The 22126-nt window shown below is 56.8% G+C and carries 16 protein-coding genes and 1 CRISPR repeat array (1 of these 17 only partly in view); of the genes, 8 read left to right on the top strand and 8 right to left on the bottom strand.

Going from position 1 to position 22126, the window contains the following annotated elements; genetic code table 11:
• Positions 1–555: 555 nt before the first annotated feature.
• From NB063_RS27865 to NB063_RS27840, 6 genes are all read left to right on the top strand, one after another.
• The gene (locus tag NB063_RS27865; protein ID WP_250932344.1) at positions 556–1404 is read left to right on the top strand and encodes an SAM-dependent methyltransferase; all 849 of its coding nucleotides are present in this window, start codon (positions 556–558) and stop codon (positions 1402–1404) included.
• A gap of 881 nt (positions 1405–2285) precedes the next feature.
• Positions 2286–3578: a DUF1501 domain-containing protein gene (locus NB063_RS27860; protein WP_250932343.1), complete on the top strand. Its 1293-nt coding sequence runs from the start codon at positions 2286–2288 to the stop codon at positions 3576–3578.
• 269 nt (positions 3579–3847) lie between these two features.
• Positions 3848–6343: a serine protease gene (locus NB063_RS27855; RefSeq protein ID WP_250932342.1), complete on the top strand. Its 2496-nt coding sequence runs from the start codon at positions 3848–3850 to the stop codon at positions 6341–6343.
• A 284-nt stretch (positions 6344–6627) separates the two neighbouring features.
• Positions 6628–8736 (top strand): DUF1549 domain-containing protein, encoded by a 2109-nt coding sequence (locus tag NB063_RS27850; RefSeq protein WP_250932341.1) that lies wholly within the window; start codon positions 6628–6630, stop codon positions 8734–8736.
• A gap of 59 nt (positions 8737–8795) precedes the next feature.
• Positions 8796–10271, top strand: a complete 1476-nt coding sequence (locus NB063_RS27845; protein WP_250932340.1) for a c-type cytochrome domain-containing protein — start codon at positions 8796–8798, stop codon at positions 10269–10271.
• Between the two features lie 307 nt (positions 10272–10578).
• Positions 10579–11331, top strand: coding sequence for a site-specific integrase (locus NB063_RS27840; RefSeq protein WP_250932339.1), 753 nt, complete (start codon positions 10579–10581; stop codon positions 11329–11331).
• Positions 11332–11688: 357 nt separating this feature from the next.
• On the opposite strand, the gene NB063_RS27835 is transcribed toward NB063_RS27840, so the two are convergent.
• The 8 genes from NB063_RS27835 to NB063_RS27800 form a co-directional block, all read right to left on the bottom strand.
• Entirely contained in the window at positions 11689–13131 is a 1443-nt protein-coding gene (locus NB063_RS27835; protein WP_250932338.1) for a tyrosine-type recombinase/integrase, read from the bottom strand.
• Positions 13132–13850: 719 nt separating this feature from the next.
• Entirely contained in the window at positions 13851–14501 is a 651-nt protein-coding gene (locus NB063_RS27830) for a hypothetical protein (protein WP_250932337.1), read from the bottom strand.
• A gap of 116 nt (positions 14502–14617) precedes the next feature.
• Entirely contained in the window at positions 14618–15508 is an 891-nt protein-coding gene (locus tag NB063_RS27825; protein WP_250932336.1) for a vWA domain-containing protein, read from the bottom strand.
• Complete coding sequence (locus NB063_RS27820) at positions 15505–16323, bottom strand: hypothetical protein (RefSeq protein ID WP_250932335.1); 819 nt, start codon at positions 16321–16323, stop codon at positions 15505–15507. The genes NB063_RS27825 and NB063_RS27820 overlap by 4 nt, the downstream gene beginning before the upstream one ends.
• 168 nt (positions 16324–16491) lie before the next feature.
• Positions 16492–16977 carry a hypothetical protein gene (locus NB063_RS27815; protein ID WP_250932334.1) on the bottom strand — a complete coding sequence of 162 codons (486 nt, stop codon included), beginning with the start codon at positions 16975–16977 and terminating at the stop codon, positions 16492–16494.
• 64 nt (positions 16978–17041) lie between these two features.
• The gene (locus tag NB063_RS27810; protein ID WP_250932333.1) at positions 17042–17620 is read right to left on the bottom strand and encodes a hypothetical protein; all 579 of its coding nucleotides are present in this window, start codon (positions 17618–17620) and stop codon (positions 17042–17044) included.
• A 333-nt stretch (positions 17621–17953) separates the two neighbouring features.
• Entirely contained in the window at positions 17954–18187 is a 234-nt protein-coding gene (locus NB063_RS27805; RefSeq protein WP_250932332.1) for a hypothetical protein, read from the bottom strand.
• 268 nt (positions 18188–18455) lie between these two features.
• A complete protein-coding gene (locus NB063_RS27800) occupies positions 18456–18725 on the bottom strand; it encodes a hypothetical protein (RefSeq protein ID WP_250932331.1) in 270 nt (89 codons plus the stop codon).
• A gap of 284 nt (positions 18726–19009) precedes the next feature.
• On the opposite strand from NB063_RS27800, the gene NB063_RS32500 reads away from it, so the two are divergent.
• Both NB063_RS32500 and NB063_RS27790 read left to right on the top strand, forming a co-directional pair.
• Positions 19010–20098, top strand: coding sequence for a PcfJ domain-containing protein (locus NB063_RS32500; RefSeq protein ID WP_250932330.1), 1089 nt, complete (start codon positions 19010–19012; stop codon positions 20096–20098).
• A gap of 190 nt (positions 20099–20288) precedes the next feature.
• Positions 20289–21302, top strand: coding sequence for a PP2C family protein-serine/threonine phosphatase (locus NB063_RS27790; protein WP_250932329.1), 1014 nt, complete (start codon positions 20289–20291; stop codon positions 21300–21302).
• Between the two features lie 350 nt (positions 21303–21652).
• A CRISPR array of direct repeats spans positions 21653–22126; the repeat unit is 35 nt; unit sequence TTCAATGGCCTGTGAATGGCCGACCTGTTTGCGAC (it continues 79 nt past the right edge of the window).

The raw sequence follows: 22126 nt of genomic DNA, 5'->3' as shown, positions 1-22126 counted from the left end.
CCAAGGTCACGAGCAATAGGACGATCATGCCGCCATCGATAACATGACTAAGCAGGTATGCAGGAATCATCTGGCGAAACTGCCGCGAACTGTAGGCCGGACCGAGGCTTTGCGAGTTCCGGCATTCACTTGCTCAGTCGTGCCGGAACAGCGTCGCTTAGGCTCCTTGGTCCGGCCTACGCCGAACCGATCACGATCAGCGGAATTGTCGTTATACCGAATCACTTCCATGTACCTGCTTAGCAGCATTTTGGCACCAGAAAGGCCGCTGTTATCACTGGCGAAGGTTCTGGCTCGCTTGCCTACTTGCGAGGTATTCAAATTCTTGCGGAGTAACTGGTTCTGACTTGAGCGATGCCTCACGGTTTTTGCTAGGCTGCCGGAAAATGAACAGGCCTCCGGCCGGGCAAACATCGAGCAGACGCGAGCGAATGTTCTGTGTGATCCCGTTGTGAGCAAGCGGCTGGCCATACGCGTATGCTAGATAGGTTAAAAAATGCATCGATGTGGCTCAGGAGGCATCGAGGCATTCGACGCCATATCCTTGGAGTGCAAATGGTAGATAAGCCAGTCAACCCACCCTATTTCGATGGTCTATTCGAGCGTCTCGCAAAACACGATGCATCGACCGTGGCTGCGTTTAGTCGACATGTTCATTGGGGGTATTGGAAAGACCCATCGCAAGCAACTTGCTCTCCGGAGGACTACGGCACGGCGGCCGAGAACCTCTGCCGCGTGGTTTGCGACGCAGCCCCAATTCGAGATGGAATGCGAATTGTAGATGTCGGCTGCGGTTTCGGCGGCACGCTCGCCAGCCTGAACGATCGGTATTCCGGTCTGCAGCTTGTCGGTGTCAACATCGACCCTCGTCAACTGGAGCGGGCAGCTGAACTTGTACGTCCTAAACACGGAAACTCAATCGAGTTCGTTCACGCCGATGCAGCGAGGATTCCGCTTCCCGACAAATGCTTCGACGTCGTCCTGGCGGTCGAATGCGTTTTTCACTTCGACCGACCAAGATTCTTTGCTGAGACAGAACGCTTGTTGGATCAAGGTGGGACGCTCACTCTCTCCGATTTCGTTCCTAGCGAACGGTCATTGGAATATCTCGATAAGATCGACCTTTCCGCAAACGAGGCGATCCGCTGGAGTTATGGCGAGATCGACTTGTCCTATTCAATCAGTCGTTACCAGGAGCTTGCTAAGGCACACGGACTTGTTCTTCGTGAGTCGATTGATATCACTGAAAACACGTTGCCTACTTATGAGTTCCTTTATGCCAGCACGGCCGACTGGACCGATACGTGGCACGTCGAGTTGTTCACACGAGCAACTCGGCTGCTTGAAAAAGGATCCCGCAACAAGATGATTGGATATGAAGTTCTTCGCTTTGTGTGCAGTTAGTGCTTCGGCTACTTTTCATTTTGGGGTTAGCACCGGACGGCTTGCGCCGTTCCGCAAACATTTTTAGCGGCAGGGCGCAAGCCCTCCGGTTTTGGCCAATCCCAATGTCAAGGTTGGATGAAGCACTAGATGGCCAGCTCCCTTTCGCGGCCTTAGCAGATTGTTTCGTCGTTTGTTTGTGCCGACGATTGAGTGTCGGCTGTTCCATCGCCTGTTCGTCAACCTTGCTCCAGTGTAAATGGCGGAGCATCCGTCACGATCTCGCTCAGAGAAAGTTGATGGCGAGTGGCACCGCAGGCGGGTAGTGGCGAATGCAGTGCCATAAGTGTCGAATATCGACAGAATGCCCAACAAAAGAAGAAAATCCTGGAATATTGAAACTTCCCCGGTGAAAACCGTGATCTTTACGCCATGCGGAACATGTGCTTTCGGAGGAACAGTCCTGACCTAGATTTCCGATAGCAAATCATGTCGATTCCACTGGCGAATGAGCCAACGACATGACCACGACACTTTTGCCAAAACGAATGGCAGTACTGTTCTTCTGCATACCCACCAAAACACTCACCTAACAAAACAACTCGTCGATGACCTTGGGCGTGAGCAGTGACGCAGGACCGTCTGCATCCTGTTCGCGAAAGGCCTCTCGGCGGCGAGTGGACGAAAGTTCAGACCTTAAGAAACGAAACTTGCGTGGCTGCCTACCGTGACAGTTTTTGCAACGTTTCCAGGTGACCTCACTCCTAACGCAGGAATCCCCCAATGCAGGAATCCAACTCATGAGCTCATCCACTGACTATGTTCGTGGCTGTTCTGGCTTTCGGACGATGCCGCGTCGCCAAGTCCTTCAAGCCGGGTCGCTAGGCGCGCTTGGGATTTCGATGGCCGATCTCTTCCGCCTGCAGGCGGCGGAACGGTCGGGGATGTCGATTGCGTCGGGCGACAGAATCGCCCCTCGTGCCAAGAGCGTGATCCAGATCAACCTGCCGGGGGGCTTTCCGCACCACGAGTCGTTCGATCCGAAGCCTGAGGCGCCGGTTGAATATCGCGGCTCCTTTGGCGTGACGAAGACGAACACTGGCGAGGTGTTCAGTGACAACCTGCCGCAACTCGCGTCCATCGCCGATAAGCTCACGGTGGTGCGTTCTGTGGTGGGGAAGATCCCCGACCACAACTTGGCGACTTACAACCTGTACACCGGTTATACGCCGTCGGCGGTAATCGACTATCCGCAGATGGGCTCGATCGTCTCCCACGAACTTGGCGCCCGCGGCGAGCTGCCCTGTTACATCTCGATTCCGGGTAAGAACCCAGCGAGTGGGGGTACAGGATTTCTGCCGAGCATCCATGGCCCGTTCGAGACTGGCGGCGACCCGGGGACGGAGAAGAAGAACTTCCGCGTCCGCGACTTCTCGTTGCCGGCTGGCATGTCGCTCGAGCAGCTTCAGCGCCGGCGCTCGGTTCGCGATGCGGTCGAGAAGCGGATCCGAGCCCTCGAGGCGAATCCGGTGATGCTGGACACGATGGATGAGTTCCACGCTCGTGCCTACTCGCTTTTGACATCGACCGACGCCCAGAATGCTTTTTCTTTCGAAGGCGAGAGCGACGAGACGCTGGATCTTTATGGCAGCGAAGTCACCGGCGACATCAAGGGCCCCGATGGTCGGCTGCACCCCAAGGGGCTTTCCGAACGCCTGATCATTGCCCGCCGGCTGGTCGAGTCGGGTGTGCGTTTCGTGACGCTGGAGTACGGGTCGTGGGATTGCCACAGCGGTGTGGAGAAAGCTTGCCTGGACCAGATGCGGCCGCTGGATCATGCGATTTCCGGACTGGTCACCGACCTGGATCGCCGCGGCATGCTCGACTCGACCATTGTGTGGGTGACGACCGAGTTTGGTCGCACGCCGAAGGTCAACAAGGAGAGTGGCCGCGACCACTGGTCTCGTTGCTTCTCGATGATGCTCGCCGGTGGCGGATTCAATCAGGGGCTCGTCTACGGTGCCAGCGACTCGACGGGCGGCGAACCTATTCGCGACGCCGTAACGTTGGAAAACCTGATCGCCACGATCTATCACCAGTTGGGCATCGATGCGAACAAGGAACTGGTGGCGTTTGGCACGCGACCGATTGAAATCATCCGCGATGCCAAGGTCGTCAAGTCGCTGATTAGTTAAGGAACAGTCCCCAAACCAACTTCCAATTAACGTGAAGCCAGCGTCGCCAAACTTCGCATAGCCAGCTTTTACTGAACTCGGGCGAGTCCAGCTACGGAACTGATTTCGTGACTGTTCTTAACCGGTCAACGCCGCTTCGGCTTACCTCGAAACAACACTTCCCGCCAAAGTGATGCTGTCCTGCCGGATGTCGAATTTCAGGTGTCGAGATTCCGTTGCCGCGATTGGCTAACTGCCCTAGCGATATTCCCTACAAGAGCCAACACAACATGCGTACGTTCATTGCAGCGTTTCTTTCGCCTGCATTCCTTGTCGTTCTGTCCAGCGGTTTGGCACTAGCGGACCCTTGGATCGCCGGTGTGACACCGCGGCTTGTGGGCCGTGGCGTGACGAGCGAGATCACGATCTCTTCATGGCGGCATGAGGCGCTCGAGGTGCTGTTCTATCCTCCAGGGATTGCGGGACCGAACACGGGCAGTATCAGCGACACCAGCATGCAGCCTGGCATCCGCTGCGTCGGTACCCAGTTCGACGCTGACAAGGAGCGACTGGTGTGTCAGCTGGAGGTCGCCGAAGACTGTCAACCGGGCGAGTATCCCTTCCGCGTCCTGACCGCGGTGGGCCTATCTTCGATGGGCACGATCCACGTGAGTCCCTTTCCCTTGATCGAAGAGGGAGAAGCGAACGCCAATTCTAACGACACGGTTGAAACGGCCCTGCGAGTCGAGCCGAACGTCACGGTTCTCGGCACGCTCTCGAGAAGCGCTGCCGACGACATCGACTGCTTCCGCGTTGCCGGTAAAGCCGGCGACCGCCTCTCCGTCGAGGTCGACATGGTCAAGATGGGTAACGACCTGCGGTGGAATCCCGTGCCCGATGGTTACGATTCAGTCGTCGCGGTCCTCGCCCCGTCCGGTAAGCGGATCGCGATGAACGACGACTCGTCGCTCAACCGCCAAGACCCGTTGCTGTCGGTGAAGCTACCCGTTGATGGTGACTACACGGTCGTCCTGCGGCGTTCGATGTTCATCCCCGAAGAGCGAGCGTACGCGATCCACATCGGCCGGTTCTTCCGACCGTTGGCCGCGTTCCCACCTGGCGGACCGGCGGGCATGCCGCTTGACGTGCAGTTTCTCGGCGACCCGCTCGGCCCCGTTTCACATACCGTGACGCTGCCGCAATCAGCGGGCACGTTTTCATACATTGGCGAAGCGCCGTTGCCGCTGTCCTTCCGCTCAAGCCCGTTCCCCAACGTGCTCGAAACGCCCGACCAACCCGAGACGCGAGTGCCTGCGACGCCGGTCGCGGTCAACGGCATCCTCGCCGAGCCCGACGAGACTGACCGATATCGCATCACAGTGAAAAAAGGCGTGCCGCTACAGGTGCGGGTGTGGGCAAGCGCGATCGGGTCGCCCGTCGATCCTTCGATCAAACTGCGTCCCGTTGACGAGTCGGGTGTGGCAGGCGCCGTTGAGCTTGCAGCCGATGATGCCAGTCGCCCAGATCGCGATATCTATGGCGGGCAGGGGGACTTTCCTGAAACGTTCGACCCTTCGGTCATGTGGACGCCGAAGCAGGACGGCGATTACGTACTCGAGATTGCCGATCCGCGCGGCGTTGGTGGCCCGACTCACGTCTACCGTGTTGAGATCGCCCCGCCCGTGAACACACTCCACGTGGGTCTGTCATTTGAGGGCTACAAGCCGGAGCGACCGCGTAAGACATCGCTTTCGGTGCCGCGAGGTGGTACCTGGACCGTCAGGCTGTCGCTCTATCCCGGTCAGGGAAGCAACATCAAGGGGCCGATCGATCTGGGAATCGAGGGGCTGCCGCCTGGTATTAAGATGCTATCGCCGCAACTTCCCAGCCTGGAGTCGGTCTGGCCGATGACGCTGGTTGCCGACGCGGATGCCTCCCTTGACGCGTCGCTGATCCATATCACGGCGCAACCTGCGGATGGCGGCGAGCCGTTCGTAACGGTGAACCAACAGAACCTGCAGCGGGTGTCGTATTCACACTATCCGTGGCGAAACATCCGGGTTGACCGGTTCGCGGCGGCGGTGAGCGAACCGGCCGGATTTGCGTTGGAACTGAAGGCACCGAAGCAACCGCTGATGCGGGGATCGGAGATGACCATCCCCATTCGGGTCCTGCGAGAACCAGGGTTCGACGAAGCGATTGAGATCCAGTGCGAATTCGCCCCGCCGGGTGTCGGCACGTCGCCGGCCGAGATTATTCCTGCGGGAGAGAGCACGGCCAACCTGACCCTCTCGGCTGCAGCAAATGCCAAGCTCGGCAACTCGCCCCTGTACGTGATGGCGACCACGACCCAGGCCAGGGGCGGTCGCGCGGACAGCAAGGTCCGAGGTGACACGGACCTGGGTTCCGAACGTGTGCGGGTCTCGTCCGACATCGTCACCATCCAGGTCGCCGAGCCATTCGTGTCACTTTCAAGTGAACCGCAGAGTGTCCGCCGGGGCGAAAAGATTGAGTACCGCTGGGCTGTGAAACAGAAACGACCGTTCGAGGGTCGCGCGAGCGTCAACATGCTCGGCCTACCGGTCGGTGTGACCCGTGTTGGCCCCGAGCCGACGATCGACAAAGATTCCACCGAAGTTGCCGTGCAACTTGCGGCCAGCGACGAAGCCCTGCTGGGTATGGTGGGCGAACTCCAATGCGACGTGCGGTTTTCGGTCGGCAACGAAGAGATCCAACTGCGGACGGGCTCAGGCAAGCTACGAATCGACCCGAGGTTGGAGAAGTGATGAGACCGACTAATCTGAAATCAGACCCCCGAAAGTCAGACGCCCCCAAGCCAAAACGAAGAGGGATAACATTCGTGACCGTGAAATCGATTCTGACGCTGGTGCTTGCGTGCACGGCATTGGCCCCGAGTGCTCTGGCCCCGAGTGCCGCTTGCGCTGTCGAACCGTCCAGCGGCACGACGGGCTCCAATGCGTCTGGCTCAAGTACATCTGGCACTAATGAGGCGGCCCCTGTTACTTCGGCCCCCAATGCCTCGTCGGTGCCGAGCTTTCGGCGTGACGTCATGCCGGTCTTTTTCCGCGCCGGCTGCAACGCTGGCACCTGCCACGGATCGGCCAGCGGCAAGGACGGCTACATGCTCTCGCTGTTTGGTTACGATACAGGCGGCGACTATTTCCGCACGGTCGAAGAGATACCTGGCCGGCGTGTGAACGTGGCCTTGCCATCGGAAAGCCTACTGCTGTTGAAGGCTACCGGCGCCGTGCCTCACACCGGGGGAAAGCTGTTCGAACGCGACAGCGACCTGGCCCAAACCCTCCGCGCCTGGATCGAGGCGGGCGCCCCGGATGACGTGGGCGATGTGCCCGACGTGGCGGGCATCGCGGTTTCCAAGCCATCACTGATTTTTGACAAGGCCGGGATGTCGATGGACCTGCGGGTCACCGCGACGTATGCCGATGGCTCCACCCGTGATGTCACGCGTCTGGCCCTCTTTGGCACCAACAACCCCAGCGTGGCCGACATCGATTCGGAAGGCCGCGTTACCGCCAAGGGGCCGGGCGACACGACCGTGTTCGCGAGGTTCAGCCGGTTCACGGTTGGCGCCGAGGCAATCGTGCTGCCGTCCAGTGAGGGTTTTGTCTGGCCGAATCCTCCGGAAAACAATTTCATTGACAAACACGTCTTTGCGCGACTTCAGAAGTTGCGGATTGCGCCATCGGAACTCTGCGACGACGAGACGTTCCTTCGCCGCGTCACGCTCGACCTCGCCGCCCGGCCGCCAACGGTTCAGGAGTACGAGTCGTTCATGGCCGACACGTCGGCTGACAAACGCGCTCAAAAGATCGACGCGTTACTCAACAGCGAAGACTTCACCGACTACATCACTGCCCTGTGGAGTGAACTTTGCCGGGTCGACAGCCATGACTACACGGGTCGGGGCGACTCGCACAAACCGGCCAACGCGTTCAATGCCTGGCTGCGGGAACAATTCGCCGCGGACCGGCCGTTCGACGAGGTCGTCGCTGACATGGCGACCGCCGTCGGCAGCACGAACGTTGACGGCCAGACGGGCCTCTACACGATGCTGATCAAGAACTCCGTGCTCGACCCCAAAGTGCTGGCGGCCGACTTCTCGCAACTCTTCCTAGGCCTGCGTATGCAGTGCGCCGAGTGTCACAATCACCCCTTCGACCGCTGGACACAGGACGATTATTACGGCTTCGTCAGTTTCTTCAGTTGCGTGAAGCGGAAGTCCGGCAGCGACAGTCGTGACCGGCGGGTGATCTTCGATCCGTCGGCCCCACCGGCCAAGCACGCTCTGGACGGACGGCCCATGCCGGCGAAACTGCTCGGTGAAGTGGAGCCGGTCGGTGGCGAAGGCGACCCGCGGCGAGCGTTGGCGGCATGGATCCGAGATCCCGCCAATGACCTCTTCAACCGAAACATCGTCAACCGGCTCTGGGCTCACCTTTTCGGCGTGGGCATCGTTGATCCGATCGATGACTTCCGGGCCACCAATCCGCCCGCCAACGGTCCTCTGCTGGAGGCGCTCGCCGACCGGTTTGTAGAACACGGTCGCAGAATACGGCCGATCGTTCGAGACATCTGCAACTCGCGGGTCTACCAACTCTCGATCGAGCCGACGCCCTCGGGCAAGGATGATCAGCGGCAGTTCTCGCACGCCCAACTCCGGCGACTGCGGGCCGATGTGCTGCTCGACTCGATCGTGGCCGTCACCGGCGTACCGCGGTCACTGCCCAGGGCACCGACGGGTACCAAGGCCATCAACTACATCAACCGCAACCATAATATGGCAACCGGTGACTTCGTACTCGACACCTTCGGCCAATCGGCCCGAAAAACAGTGTGTGCCTGCGACACCAGGACCGAACCGTCGCTCTCCCAAGTGATGCACCTGCTGGTGGGCAACACGTCCGGCCCGCGCGTTCACACGGCTGCCACCCGCGGAGTGCTTCACACGATCATGGAAAGCGAGTCGACACCCGAGGGTGTCATCGAGGCAATCTTTATACGAGTGCTCTCCCGCCGCCCAACGTCGGCGGAGACGGAGACGATGCTGCAGTTCGTGGCGGAGGGCAAACCGGCTGCTGTCTATCAGGACATCTTTGCAGGGCTGATCGACTCCAGCGAGTTCCTTTTCAACCACTGACGCTTCTCTTGTTAAAACATCCCGCCACCGCCCACTTTGACTCGACTCGAAAAAGAACGATGAATCTCCTACACCGACTCTCGCTTCCGATCCTGTCGGTGGCTGCCCTTCTGGTCTTCGGACTCAACGCTGGCGCCGACGACAAGATGGCCAACGATAAGATGGCCAGTGGCATGATGGCCACTGACCCAATGGCCAGCGACGGCCAGGCCAGTGACGTCAAGAGTAACGACACGCCGGTCACCTACGACGACCATGTCGCCTCGATCCTTAAGAAGAACTGTGCAACCTGCCATGGCGACGGGAAGCAGGAGGCGGGGCTCAATCTTGCCAACTATGCAGACGTCACGAACGAGAGCGGCGTCGTGGTGGCGGGCCGTTCTTCGGCAAGTCGGCTGATCGAAGTGATCACGTCGACTGAGGAAGGAGAGCGGATGCCGCCCGAAGGCAACCTACTTCCGGTTGAGGCAGTGGCACTGATCAAGAAATGGATTGACACCGGACTACTAGAAAACTCGGGCAGTTCCGCTGCTGAGATGCGGACGCTTGGCTTCCAAGCCACGGCCCAGACGGGCGAAGAAGGTCCGGGTGCGGTGCCGGCGAACCTGCCGACGGTCGTTCGCACCAAAACACAGCGACGTTTTCCAGTGCTCGCCCTGGCCACCAGCTTGCGGGCTCCGGTATCGGCCATGAGCGGCTACGGTGTGATCGAACTGTTCGACGCGGCCGCCGGCAGCCGGTACGGTGCGATTGAATTCCCCGAGGGCGAGCCACTGGTGCTCACCTTCAGCCGATCCGGGCGACTCCTCCTCGCCGCCGGAGGCAAACCGGTGCAGAGTGGGACCGTCGTGCTCTTCGATGTGGCCACCGGCAAACGTCTAGCAAGCGTCGGGGACGAGCCTGACGCGATCATCGCGGCCGACATCTCTCCCGATGAAAAACGAGTGGCGATCGGCTGCACCAGCCGGCTCGTGAAGATCTATAGCACCGAAGATGGCAGCCTCCAGGCGACCATCGACAAGCACACCGACTGGGTCACCGCGGTCGCGTTCTCGCCCGATGGCAAGTATCTGGCGACCGGGGACCGGATCGGTAATATCCATCTTTGGGACGGGACGACCGGCGGGGTGATCCTACCGCTCTCCGAGCATAAGAAGTTGGTGCGGGCACTCTCCTGGCGGAGCGACTCGGGCGTCGTCGCTTCCTGTGGCGAGGACGGCACCGTCGTGTGGTGGGACGTGAAGGACGGCTGGCCGTTATCGAACAAGCCGAACGCCCACGCGGACGGAGTGCTCGACTGCCGGTTCGGACCGCAGGGGAAACTAGCGACCTCCGGCCGCGACGGGACGGTCAAGATCTGGTCGGCCGAAGGCAAGGAACTGAAGAAATTCTCCATCGCCGACAAAGCGTTGGCCAAGGGCCTTCTCCAGCCTGGCGTCAGTGTGCTGCCGACCCGGGTCACGATCGCGGACGACGGCTCAACCGTGGTGGCAGGCGACACCATTGGACACCTACACAAATGGGAGATTCCCTGAACCCGCTTCTGAAATCCCCCGCTTCGCAAGCGGGAGGGGCCGGGGGATAGTTGCTGCTGCCCAAAGCCGAAGTCCTCGCCATTGGCGTTTCGATCGGCCATGAGTATCGCGATCGAATCGACAATCTGATGATCGTCGTCTGGATGTTCATCAGCCAGGTTCTCTCGAAAGATCACAGTTGCCAACAGGCGGTCACACGTTTGAGCGCATGGCGTGTCGCTCGCGGACTGGCAAAAGTCAGTAGCGTGACAACCGCCCACTGCCAGGCACGCTTTCGGATTATCCGCAGGTGCCGATATTGTCGACAATGTCGCGACCTGGACCGATCTCACCGGTTGCCAGCGTCTCAGGCGATCATGTCGAAATGCTCTTTGCCACATGGACAGACAGACGAAATCAAGCGAAATCCTATCCTGTCGATCATACCGGAACACACTTCCTATTTGCCGATAGGTTTTACATAGCGTCCATCACGGACGCTTGGAGGGAACGCATACGCAAATCGACAAGGACGTCCGGCCGAGCGGTGGCGTTGCGGATCGCGGGCAAATGGGAGTCCGATGCCCGGTCGTGGGAGGAGGGCGTGGTCAACAATTTGGTTGAATCCTTGGCTCGTCATGCTGCGAAGCCCCTCGTCGAGCATATCGATGCCTTCATCGCTTTCTTGGCGACGAAGGGAGGCACCGAATCGCATCGGGCACGAACTCGCCGACACATTGACGAGTTCACGGATGCGGCAGGGTGGAAGTGCATCACCGACATCGATGCCGAGGATGTGTCGGCTCACGTGGCGACGATGATGGCGAAAGATGCCGCAGTTCGAACGATCCAGCAGAAGTTGACGTCGGTGAAGGCCTTCACCAAATGGCTCGCCGAGCATCACCGGCTGATGGTCAATCCGCTATCGATGATCAAGAAACCAGACCCCAACTCAAATCGCCGGCACGAACGCCGGATGCTGCTGCCCGAGGAATGGCACTGGATGGAGTATTCGATGTTAGCGACCGACATCTCTTCCCCGGGCAGGCCGAAGACGCCGCCAGCCAGATCGGTGCGATGATGAACGCCGGGATCGGTTTCTCGTCGAGGGCCGTCGCCGGGTGAACCTTCTCCACTGTTTCATGTCGATCTGGCAGGTTATCTTACTGCTCGTGGCTTCGGTTCTCGTGCAGCGATGGTGCCGAATCTGTCACCATGAAGGTTTCAGGGCACGTCATACCAGCCCGGAATTCGACAGAAACACCGTGATTTACGGCATCAGCCCAGGTGGTGGAATTGGCAGACACAGGGGATTTAAAATCGGTATAGGGGGGGTGAGGACGGTCGTGGGACGTGTCACGCCAGGACGTCGCCATAACACGCCTTACCTAATGTTTTCCTGCACCAAACTGGGATTCGGCGGATCAGTCTGTCGCTCCTATCCCGCCACCACGCCGCGAGGTCCCGCCGTGGCCGTGGTGCCCAATATGGTGCCCAAAGGATGGTCACCCATCATCGCTGCCAACTTGCCAACCGCGTTCTCTGCCTGCCCTGGGAAAATGTGTCCATAGCAGTCCATCGTCAACGTGACTGAACCATGACGCATGACGGTTTGAACCGTTTTGACGTGCTCACCAGCCATCGCAAGCCATGCCCCGCAGGTGTGACGAAGAGAATGAAATACGAGATGTTCTCCGTCGTGGTTGGTTCGCAGTAGGAAATCCTTCGATTCCGCTTCAATTCTCTCTTCGCCGTTAAGCGAGTCGAGCCATGCTTGTCGCGCGCCCTCGAGGTCCAATTCCAACGTTCGCGAGAGCTCCTCTTTGCTGCCGATCGAGAACACAGGTGCCGTTGGATGTTTGGTCGCGACGTGGTTCCGAAGGTCGTCTGCCAAGCCCGCGTCGATGTATTGTTTGGCCATCTTGCGATTCTTCGTCCCAGATGCCTTGCAGAGGACGTGAGGCTTTTCATTAGACAGGATCATTTTGTTTCTCGTCAGTTGATGAATTTCGGTTGCTCGCAACCCAGTTTGAATGACCGTGCGATAAAGGAGCACCCGCTCACTTGCCGTCATGCTGTTGCGCTCGATGCCGAGTTTGAGTATCGATGACTGCAGCCATCTCCATTCGTCAGGTAGCAACATACGGCGTTCGTGCCGACGATCGGACTTAGGATCCGGTTTGCGGATCATGGAAAGAGGATTGACCCGTAGTCGGTGATTTTCGGCCAACCATTTCGTGAAGGACTTGATCGATTGCAATTTGCCTTGGATCGTCCGTGCGGACGCGCCTGCCGCACTCATTGTTTCGACGTGCGACGTGACATCGTCCGCATGAATGTTGGCGATGTTCTCCCATTTGCCCGCATCCGCAAACTCTTCGATGTGCTTTCTGGTTCGGGAGCGATGCTCTTCCGTTCCGCCCTGGGTTGCTCGGAACCGGATAAAGGCATCAATCTGTTCAACGAGAGGCTTTTCCGCTTGAGCTGCCAGTTCCTCTAATACGGTATCGATCACGCCGGTTCGTCTTCTTTGAGCGTCCGCCTCCCACTTCGCCGCGATTTGTTTGGCTGCGTCTCGATCGCTGGTTCCAGTTGATTGGCGTTTCCATTTTCCTCTCTCATTGCGGAATTTCGCTGAGTAGCAACGATCCACGCTGAGGATGATCCGATCACCAGCCGGAACTACAGCACCAACCCGAGTTACGTTGCCTTCAGTCCACGTGGCCTCACGCAACACGGCGTGTCGTCCGTCATCAGCTACCGGGCCACCAATTTGAACGCCGCGTCGATCCGACCACGATGCGATGCCGTTCTGGATGACAGCTCCGCGTGGGATCTTGCGTAAAGTCTCTTGAAAGGTTGCCCCCTTGGGGATCGGCACTGTTCTGCACCGTTTAAATATGCTCGCCATGAATATATCTCTTGAACAACAGAAACCGATGGCGGACCCAAGATAAGTCACGAAGAAGGGCACGCCTTAGTTTTGGTTCGCGATCAAATGAACGCGATGACCGTTTCGAGAGCAAGCTCGATTTCTTTGCGAACGTCTCTATCTAACTAGGCCCCATTCTTCAGCTAACTGGGCGCGGTTTTTTACAAACAGCATAGCTTTTTTGTTAGGGGAGTCATGGCTCCATCCGGACGCCGGTCCGCGAACTGCAACGATCCCCAGGGAAAACCGGGAGTGATCATCCAGCCGGGTTAGCGGGTAGTAATAGGCTTTGTTGCTCAACGCGAACTCGCCCTTGAAGCCGCCCCAAGCCGGGTGAGCATCGCGGACCTGCAGCACCTTCTGCTCGGTCTCCGCCAGTGTCTGGATTGGAGATCGGTGAGGTTCTCGCGAGCGATCCGTCAGAGTTTCTTCGGGGGAAACTCGGTGACGCTTCCGCTATTTGTAGGCGGTCTTATGTGAGATACCTAAACGCGCACAGTTTGCTGAAATTGCCCTCGTCGGCTTCTGCCAAGCGGACAAACTCTTCTTGTCGGGACACTCGATAGAACTCTTTCCAGCCCATATTCGATTCTGAAAAGTGACAAGTATGATTACTGCAAAAATCGCCACCCATATCTCCGGTCTGTACACGGACTTTCGGATAGGTTCTAAGTCTCAGCAGGAGCCATTTCGGAGACCTGCTCCAGCGTTCGTAGCGAATCCAAGATAAGTTCCTGTCGTATAAACTCGCCCTGCATCGCATGCCGTAAGCTGCGAACCGTCTGTGTTTTCATTTTCTCGTCCAGCTCTCGCGAAAGCTTTTCGTGTCCATCGGGACGCACGACGGGTTTAGGAACACTCACCGGGAGATCACGCAGAAGCGTGAGGTGGCTTTGTGCCAGAAGCAGTGTTCGACGACTTGCGGTACCTTGGTCGGCACCGGCGAATTGTAGCCACGTCAGAATTCCATCACGAAGCGAAATAGGCTGGTCGGTTTGGGGTGTTTGGTTCATGCCGCTGTTGTCGAATCGCCTCTTTCCATCTTCCTCAAATTTCTCGGTACCATGGGGCTCACATGCGATGCTGGTTAGCCGACAAAGTGATGTGTGGAAGAGTCTCTTGCCGATCGCTGTTTGATAGACACGGCGTTGCTGTCGAAGCTCGCTTACCGCGTCATAAAGTTCGGTCGTCCACGTCCGTTCCTTCGCGAGCTGATCAAAGAAATCGGGATCGGTGGCATAGTCAAAGAACGACAGCTTCGGATCGGGTTTCTGTCCTGTGATCCTGTGCCAGGTGGCCTCTCTCTCAAGGCGTTTCATCTGTGCTTTCTTGACACACAGACGAAGGGAATACCAGCACGCAAGCAGTAGCAAGCAAATTTTCTCGCGGCGGACCGTGAGGATTCTCAGGACAGCAGTGATCTTTGATCGGTTCATCATAAGCCAATAAAGCTCCCGCCACTCGCAGCTGCTAGTTGAGTAAGAAATCTTCCAAAGTCGGGCTCGAAGTAGTTATTGATGGCAACGACGTTGATTGGGATTGTAAACTCATCTGACTCAACCCATCGAAGGATGCGGTCGACTTGTGCTGGATCAAACACGCCATCTGAGCCGCTCGGTGCTCCGTCGGTGATCAGTACAATGGAGGTGGGGCGCCACTCTGCGGCGCGGCGCAACGCCAACTCGGTTCCGGTCGTGCCGGTTGGCGTCAGCGAATCGAGGAAGTCGGCGAGTTCCGGAAGTTCTGCAGGCCGCTTGGCCCAGGAGGAACGATTGGGGAACTCTACGTACCGGTGATTGAATGCGATGACGCGAAACTGGTCGACGGGCAAGTGTTCGATATACGATTGAACCTGATTGCGAATGAATCCCCACGCTGTCCCGTCGCCACCCCAATTGGGACGCTCCGTCCCTGGTGCCATGGGAACCCCAACACTCTCAGAGATATCCACGACAAACACGGTGGCTGACATCGAGCCTTGCATACCCAACAGTTCCTGACGCAAGACACGCTCATGCTCTGCCTGACGCCGCCGCGCGAGTTGCTCTCGGTGGTTTGATTCATCAAGTAGTTGGGCCCACTTGCGCGAATCCGTCTCCGCTTTCGTCAGCTCTTCGCGGCTTCTGCTCAGCTCGGCAGACGCTTGCTTGAGTGAGCCTTCGAGCTGAGCAAGTTTCGTGTTCGATGAGCGGGCTAGATTGTGATTATGAACAAGCGTTGCGATCATCGTGATCGCCAGAAAACCGAACATCGCCGTGCCGCCAATTATCGCGTCCGCCGTTGCCCAACCGATCCAAGATGCCGCCTGATGCCTGCTCCCAATCATACCCGTTGCTCCTGGTGGGGCCGATACTGCATCACTTGATGTTCTGCGATCTCAGCGAATTGATCCAAGACGACCCCCATCTCGTCTACTTGAGTCTGAAGCTGCCCGAGTTCTGCTGCCACACCCGATATTTCAGATCGAGTGTTTGCCATCTCATGCTGCCCCTTTTCAAGCTCTTGGTAGAGCGACTTCATTTGGGAGTTTAGGGAATGGCATACGTCCGCTACTTCCTTCATCGCACTTTCTGAAGAATTGGCTGCGCGAGCGAGCTTGTCGTAGTTGTTCGATACGGTTTTGACTCGTTTGGCAAGTTTGTCCAGGTAGTCGACAACCTGTTTGGGTGCGTCGCTCTTCTGCATAAAGATCTGCATTTCTGCGAGCCACGACTTAGACACTCTCGCATCTTCGGAATCACGCGTTTCTGCATCGATCTGACCAAACACGATCAAGCCAACGAGGCCGGCCGAGAAAGGAACGGCAACCCGCAAAGATAAGCCAGGCAAGACACCCGCGAGTATGGTAAGCGGATTGGTCACCTCGTCTTCACTGGATGTAGCCAAGAGTTGTGAGAGTTCGCGCATCTCACCTAGCAGCGATGTTCCTGCGATCAACAAACAAGTTAGGTAGAATCGTGACGCCCGCGTCCCGTTACTGGCGGACGATTGCGTTGATGTTCCAAGGATGGCTAACGGGAAGATGGTCGCAAGCGTTAAGAGCGGAGCCCACACCGCGAGGAGTTGTAGAAACAAGATCGCGACCAACAGACTGAGTTGTCCTTCCCAGCTATGTGCGAGTCCCGGTGCTTGTTTTCTCATGGTTTTGATAGTGGGTAAGTTTGTCTCGAATCGTATCGTGTTAGCCCGGGGACTTTGTCACTTTTCGCAACAACCAAGGGCAACCCATTGTCGGTCTCGCTGATATTCACTGTTTTTGGAGTTCATGTGGGCGACCTCATTGGTAGGAAGGTACGTCCCCATACTTTGCTATTCGTCCTCGGGGGCTACCGCGTCTTGGTTCAACGCGAGGGTTCGTTGGGCGGCAGCTCGATGGATTTCCGCAATCAAATCAACCACTTTGTCTCGCCGTTCGTCATCGATTCCCTGCATGGCATTGAGCTCTCCTATCAGGTGTGACTTTGCCGCCATGATGTCAACCGCTGACTTGAAGCCTGCTTTGTTCCCACCAGATTGCAACGCCATCATCGCCTCGCGATGCTCGATTACTCTGAGGTTGTGTTCGTCCTCTTGTTCGTACTGATCGTTTAGTCGACAGACCCGAGCCGCTTCGGCCGACTGTGCCTGCTGTACTTCACGGGCGACTTCCAGAATGCGATCGGTCGATTGGCGCTCGGCTTCACGTTGTCGACGGCTTTTGCCCAACTGCCCCAACAAGCCACTGCGTGGACGCAAGACATCATCCGCTCGACGGCTCAGCTTTTGTGATTTAGCAGTTTGGCTTTGAGGATTCATGGTGTTTGATATCTCTGAAGTTGGGGGTGAATTGATAAAAATGGTTTCGTTGGTTTCGGGACGTTTATCGAGGAAGTCGAATGGAATCACGTGTGATCGATTTCAATTGTTCACTCGTCATCGCTTCTGCGATCTCCATCAAATCTTGCTTGTCGATGGAGCTGCAATCCGATTCGGCGATGTATTTAAGCAAGTCTTTTTCGCATTCAAGCTGATCCAGGATCCCACGGCTGCTTACTTCGGCTTGCTGTTTGGCAAGCATCCCACTACGAGCGTTGTGCCTGTTACGGATTTCAGCTGACATCCGGTCGCCTTCGCGGTGTAGATCCGCGATGCGACTTTGACCTGCGGCTTCGACACGCGAGATTGCGAGCTCCTGTGCATGCTCCTGTTCAATCCTTTCTAGGTCAGCACGTACTTGACGCATCTTGCCGCCGTCGAAAAGCCTAGCCAACATGCCAGGGTTTTGCTGGCGTGAGATCGATGATTCGATAGCCGCTTCGGCGGTATGGGTATTGGTCAATTCGCCAGTTCGTTTGGGGCGTGAGGGCAATTGAAGACGGAGTTGTTGTTTTGGCATCGTATTGCTTCTCTGCGTGTTGTTGTTGTGGTAGTGATGTTGCACAGTCAGAACGTTGGTCATGCGAATTGATGACAGACACGAGCAGTCGCTCGGTCATTTCTTCATTTACTCACCCCATCTTTCATGCGTGGAGTTGCGTTCTCTACCTAATGAAACGAAGCGTTCTCAGATCGGTGACACTTCGCCGATTGTTGCGGCGAACTGTCCGTCACACGCAAAGTGTTATCCGTCGACACCTCAGCGATCACGTGGCAGATCGCGATGCATCGAGCGAATTCGCGCAGGAATCCGAACGACCGCCTATTCCGCAACGTTGCGCCAGGGTTGAGCTGGCATGCCAAGCGATCGATAGTCGGGACCAGCCAAGAGCGAGCCCGTCGTGTGCCGCGACAACTAATAATGCACCTCCGTGAGCATGGATTCCTCCGCGTCGAGGAGGTGCGTATCACGTGGTATCAAGCCGTTCGGTGAGTCCCTATCGATCACAGGATACGGTCCAGGTGATACCCATTCGATGGTCGGCCGTGGCAAAGGGATCTGTTGTTCGTACTGCCATTGCCGCAACCACATGGGGCGTAGAAAAAGAATTCCGGCAGCAACTAGTATCCAAAAGGCGATGCGTGACATGAGCTTGTGAGTCTTGATGATCGAGAGTGAAATCAGAAAACATGATTCGTCAAACGTGACTATCTGGACGACGCCAACTGGTGAGGGTTTTGTCCTTTTTTACAAGCCCGAAGCGCTAGCGAGGGATATTGCCGTAACCTGCTCACTCGCTTGCGCTTCGGGCTTGCATTCGCAGCTAGTTGGCGCTGTCCAGCTATTCTCCAAACGAACTCACTACGGATGGGTGACAATCTACGAGGCCTCTTGATGTGTGCTGAGCAACAAGACGTCAGTGGGCGGCGGCCAATTTCAGATGGCCTAAGAATCCGCCACGATCATGGGGCGCAATTCCAAAGACAACCGCTGATTTCTTAATCGCGGGAGCAAAGCTTGAAACCCACAGGAGCAGAGCCTCTGTCACAGCCATTGCGCGCATGCGTTTCGTTAACAACACCGTTTTCAGCTGAGACAAACTAGGAATGGCAATCGATATAAGAAATGCAAAATCCCCAACCTTTCCCTCGAATTCATGTTCGGAGCCATCGTGATCAGCTAACAATCGAAGGTTCCGGCCTTGCGACGACGTTCTTGCTCTCCCGGAATACAGGGTTTCTCGTAACCACCGATGAGAAACATCAACAGTTTCTTTTTCCGATTACCAACTGCGACTGTCGTGACCGATGTGACTTATGGCCCCGATGCGGTGCGTTTGAACCGGAGGCCGCGTTTCCCGTTTTGCACGCGGACTTAATCTCGCAGAAAGGATTACCCGGTCAGGTCGCTCGCTGTCTATTGCGTGATCGGAGATCTGGTCGCCGAACCCTCAGCGATCTACGGCAGGTCGTGACCCAACCGGTCAAGGCGTTTTGCCAGCAGCGGATCGCGGCCGGGGATCCTAAGCATCTCAAAGTGCAGAAAGCCATCTTTGCCGCCAGTTGCGGCGTGCCCAAAATTGCTCATGACGAGCGACTCTACGAAAACCGATACCTCGTCAGCGATATCTTACGTTTTCGAGCCGCCGCGGCGGTTGTTGCCTATGCTACTGAAATCGTGTGGTCCCGCTGGCGTGTCGATCCAGCACGAATTAATGATGTCGACGCTTTTGAATGCTTTGTGCTGAAAGAGCTACAGAACTGGCAACGTCTGATCTCGCCCACTTGGTTCTCCTATGGAAGTCTACGTCGCACCGTTATGAATTTGCCCGGCGGTGTTCCTGCTCGCCTTCTACCGATGCTTGCCCAGAAATACTTGAAAAAACCGATTACCGACCGTGTAGTGCTCACCACGCTTCTCCTTGCAACGGAGTACCTCGACTTGTTGAATGGACCGGCACCGACGGAAGAATTGCGATCCGCTGCGTTTGCTCGAGTCGAAAATGTTGAGCTTTTTATGCATGCAACGCGGCAAGAGATCGCTGATGCTGTTGTTCGTGTTGGCGAAGCCTTACAAACCAATCTGAGTCTTAGGCGGACGGCAGATATCCAACAGGCCGTGGCGTTTCTGCTCGAATACCCATATCCGCACCAAGGTCGGCTGGGTGGCCTAGCGAGAAAGAGTATCAAGTGGCATCGAAACCGCGGGTGGGAGCAGATTACAGGGGGGCATGATGGTGACATGGATAGAAATCAGATGACTCAAAAACCGCCTATCGACCTCCCTGATTCCAAGGGAATTCGATTGCTCGAAAGTGCTGGGGAGATTTACGATGAGGGGGCTCGCATGCATCACTGTGTCGCACGCTTTGTGGATCACGCCATCACGGGCCGGCACTACATCTTTCATGTCGACTACGCGTGTTCGCGAGCGACCGTGATGGTGGATCCGTCTGGACGTATCGTCGAGGCCCAAGGGCCCTGTAACCAAGAAAATGTAGCTTCCCGGTACGGACGGTCGGTGCTGCAAGCATGGGGAAAACGGCTTGAGCATCGATGAAGCCAATCGCAATGCGTTGCTGATCCATCGAGACTCAATCCCGGGAAAACACTAACGTTTGAATCGACCAGTTTGCGTTTGACGGTCTCTTCATTCGAAACATGGAAGACACGTCTCACTCGAATCACAAACGCGCATGGGTTCAACAATGTTGTCGGTCTGATTTCGATTGTCTAGCAGGAGTATCCATATGAAAAATTTTCCCATTGCGGGGGCGACACTGCCCAAGCCAGGCCAGCCAGCAACTTCCAATGCCGACGCTTTTGCCTATGCAGTCGTCGATCGAATTGCGCCCGAAATCCTATTAATCGTCTGTGATGGACTCTCTTCGTCTCAGAACGGAAGTGGCGCAGCCAAAATGACCTGTTCGCAGCTGGTTCGTCAATTCGATAAAGGACGGCCGCATGAAGTACTGCCAGAGCCGTGGCTGAAGCAAAACCTGATCGACGCCCATCAGACTGTGCGGCATGCGTTTCTCGATGGCGACGCGAGATGTACCGTTGTGGCCGCACTCGTCGACATTCAGGCACGTCATATCACGATCGCGCACGCGGGCGACTCACCGGCCTACCTGTATCGCAATGACCGTCTCGAGCAATTGACCACCGACCATCTCGAAAGTGAGGTGCGTCAGGCCCCAACGGGCCAGGGACACTATTGCGTAACACGTGCCCTCACGAACTACGTCGGCAAGAGCGGTGACTTTGACCCGTCACTGCTACACACCGAGTTTTCAGACGGAGACTATCTCTGTTTGGCTTCCGATGGGATCCCGGCAGCCACCCTCGGTTACTTCCTGCGTAACATTCAGGGCACCCCAAGAAACGATGAGGTCGTGAAGGTTTGTCAGCAAGCAGCGAGTCAAACGGATGACGACTCGACATTGTTGATAGTTCGTTTGGGAGTTCGCAAATCGGTCGCGAGAATACTTGAGCGGCTGAAGAAGTACGCGACGCTTGAGTGTTCCGAACGTGAAACCATTCTTCGGCAAGCGGCGGAAGAAGTCGGCTCAGATATGGGGGTACTTCGTGATTGCTTTCACATCGAACAGGATGACGAAATGGCCAGCCTGATTGTCGATCAGATGATTCGAAACCAAAATGAGTTGACGAAGCAGCAATGGATCACGTTGCTTGAGCTTGCGATCAGCAGAAAGCAGCGAACTGCGATCGGAAAACTGACTACGTTGCTTCGTGGGCTGTAGAGCGGTTTGCGAAACGACGAAGAGGAAGCCCTTCGGATGGGTATCGCTGTGGACCAACCGGAGGTTGGCTATCTGCGTCTAGGCTTTCTAGCCCGGATGTTCATCAAAATAGTAGGCCGTATAAAGCTAATGCTGATTCCGCCGGAACTTCGGTCGCAAATCACAAGAGATGGCGACACGCAGAATGATTCAACTCTCGCACAGCCTTGACGCGGATACGGCAAGGCTAGCGACCTCGTTACCGGCCTACATGAATCATCCGGGCTAGTACTCGAATCGGAAAGCGGTGAGTGTCGAGCCCTTCTGAGACGTCGGTTCAGGGGACCCGGCGCAGACCGATGGAATCGAGTTTTAATGGCCTGTGAATGGCCAACCTGTTTGCGACGCGGACGTGACCTGAAGTCCCAACGCTACCCCAAGCTTGTTTCAATGGCCTGTGAATGGCCGACCTGTTTGCGACGAAGGGATGACTCCAAACCTGGATTTTTGCGGCCCGGAATTCAATGGCCTGTGAATGGCCGACCTGTTTGCGACCAGCGGATCTGCACGGAATTCTTTGGCGAGGTTCTGCCTGTTTCAATGGCCTGTGAATGGCCGACCTGTTTGCGACGGCGAAGCATTCTAGCAAACGGACCAGCTTTCCTGACTGAGTTTCAATGGCCTGTGAATGGCCGACCTGTTTGCGACGTGGATTTACCCGCGACGGTCCGCTTTGAAACCCCTCGTTTCAATGGCCTGTGAATGGCCGACCTGTTTGCGACGGAGCATATACCGTATATGTGCCCGGACCAAAGAAGTTTCAATGGCCTGTGAATGGCCGACCT

Origin of the sequence: Aporhodopirellula aestuarii, from assembly GCF_023701485.1 — a bacterium.
Classification (GTDB): domain Bacteria; phylum Planctomycetota; class Planctomycetia; order Pirellulales; family Pirellulaceae; genus Rhodopirellula; species Rhodopirellula aestuarii.
The sequence above is the reverse complement of the archived record's forward strand: the minus strand, read 5'-3'. Positions and strand labels throughout refer to the sequence as shown.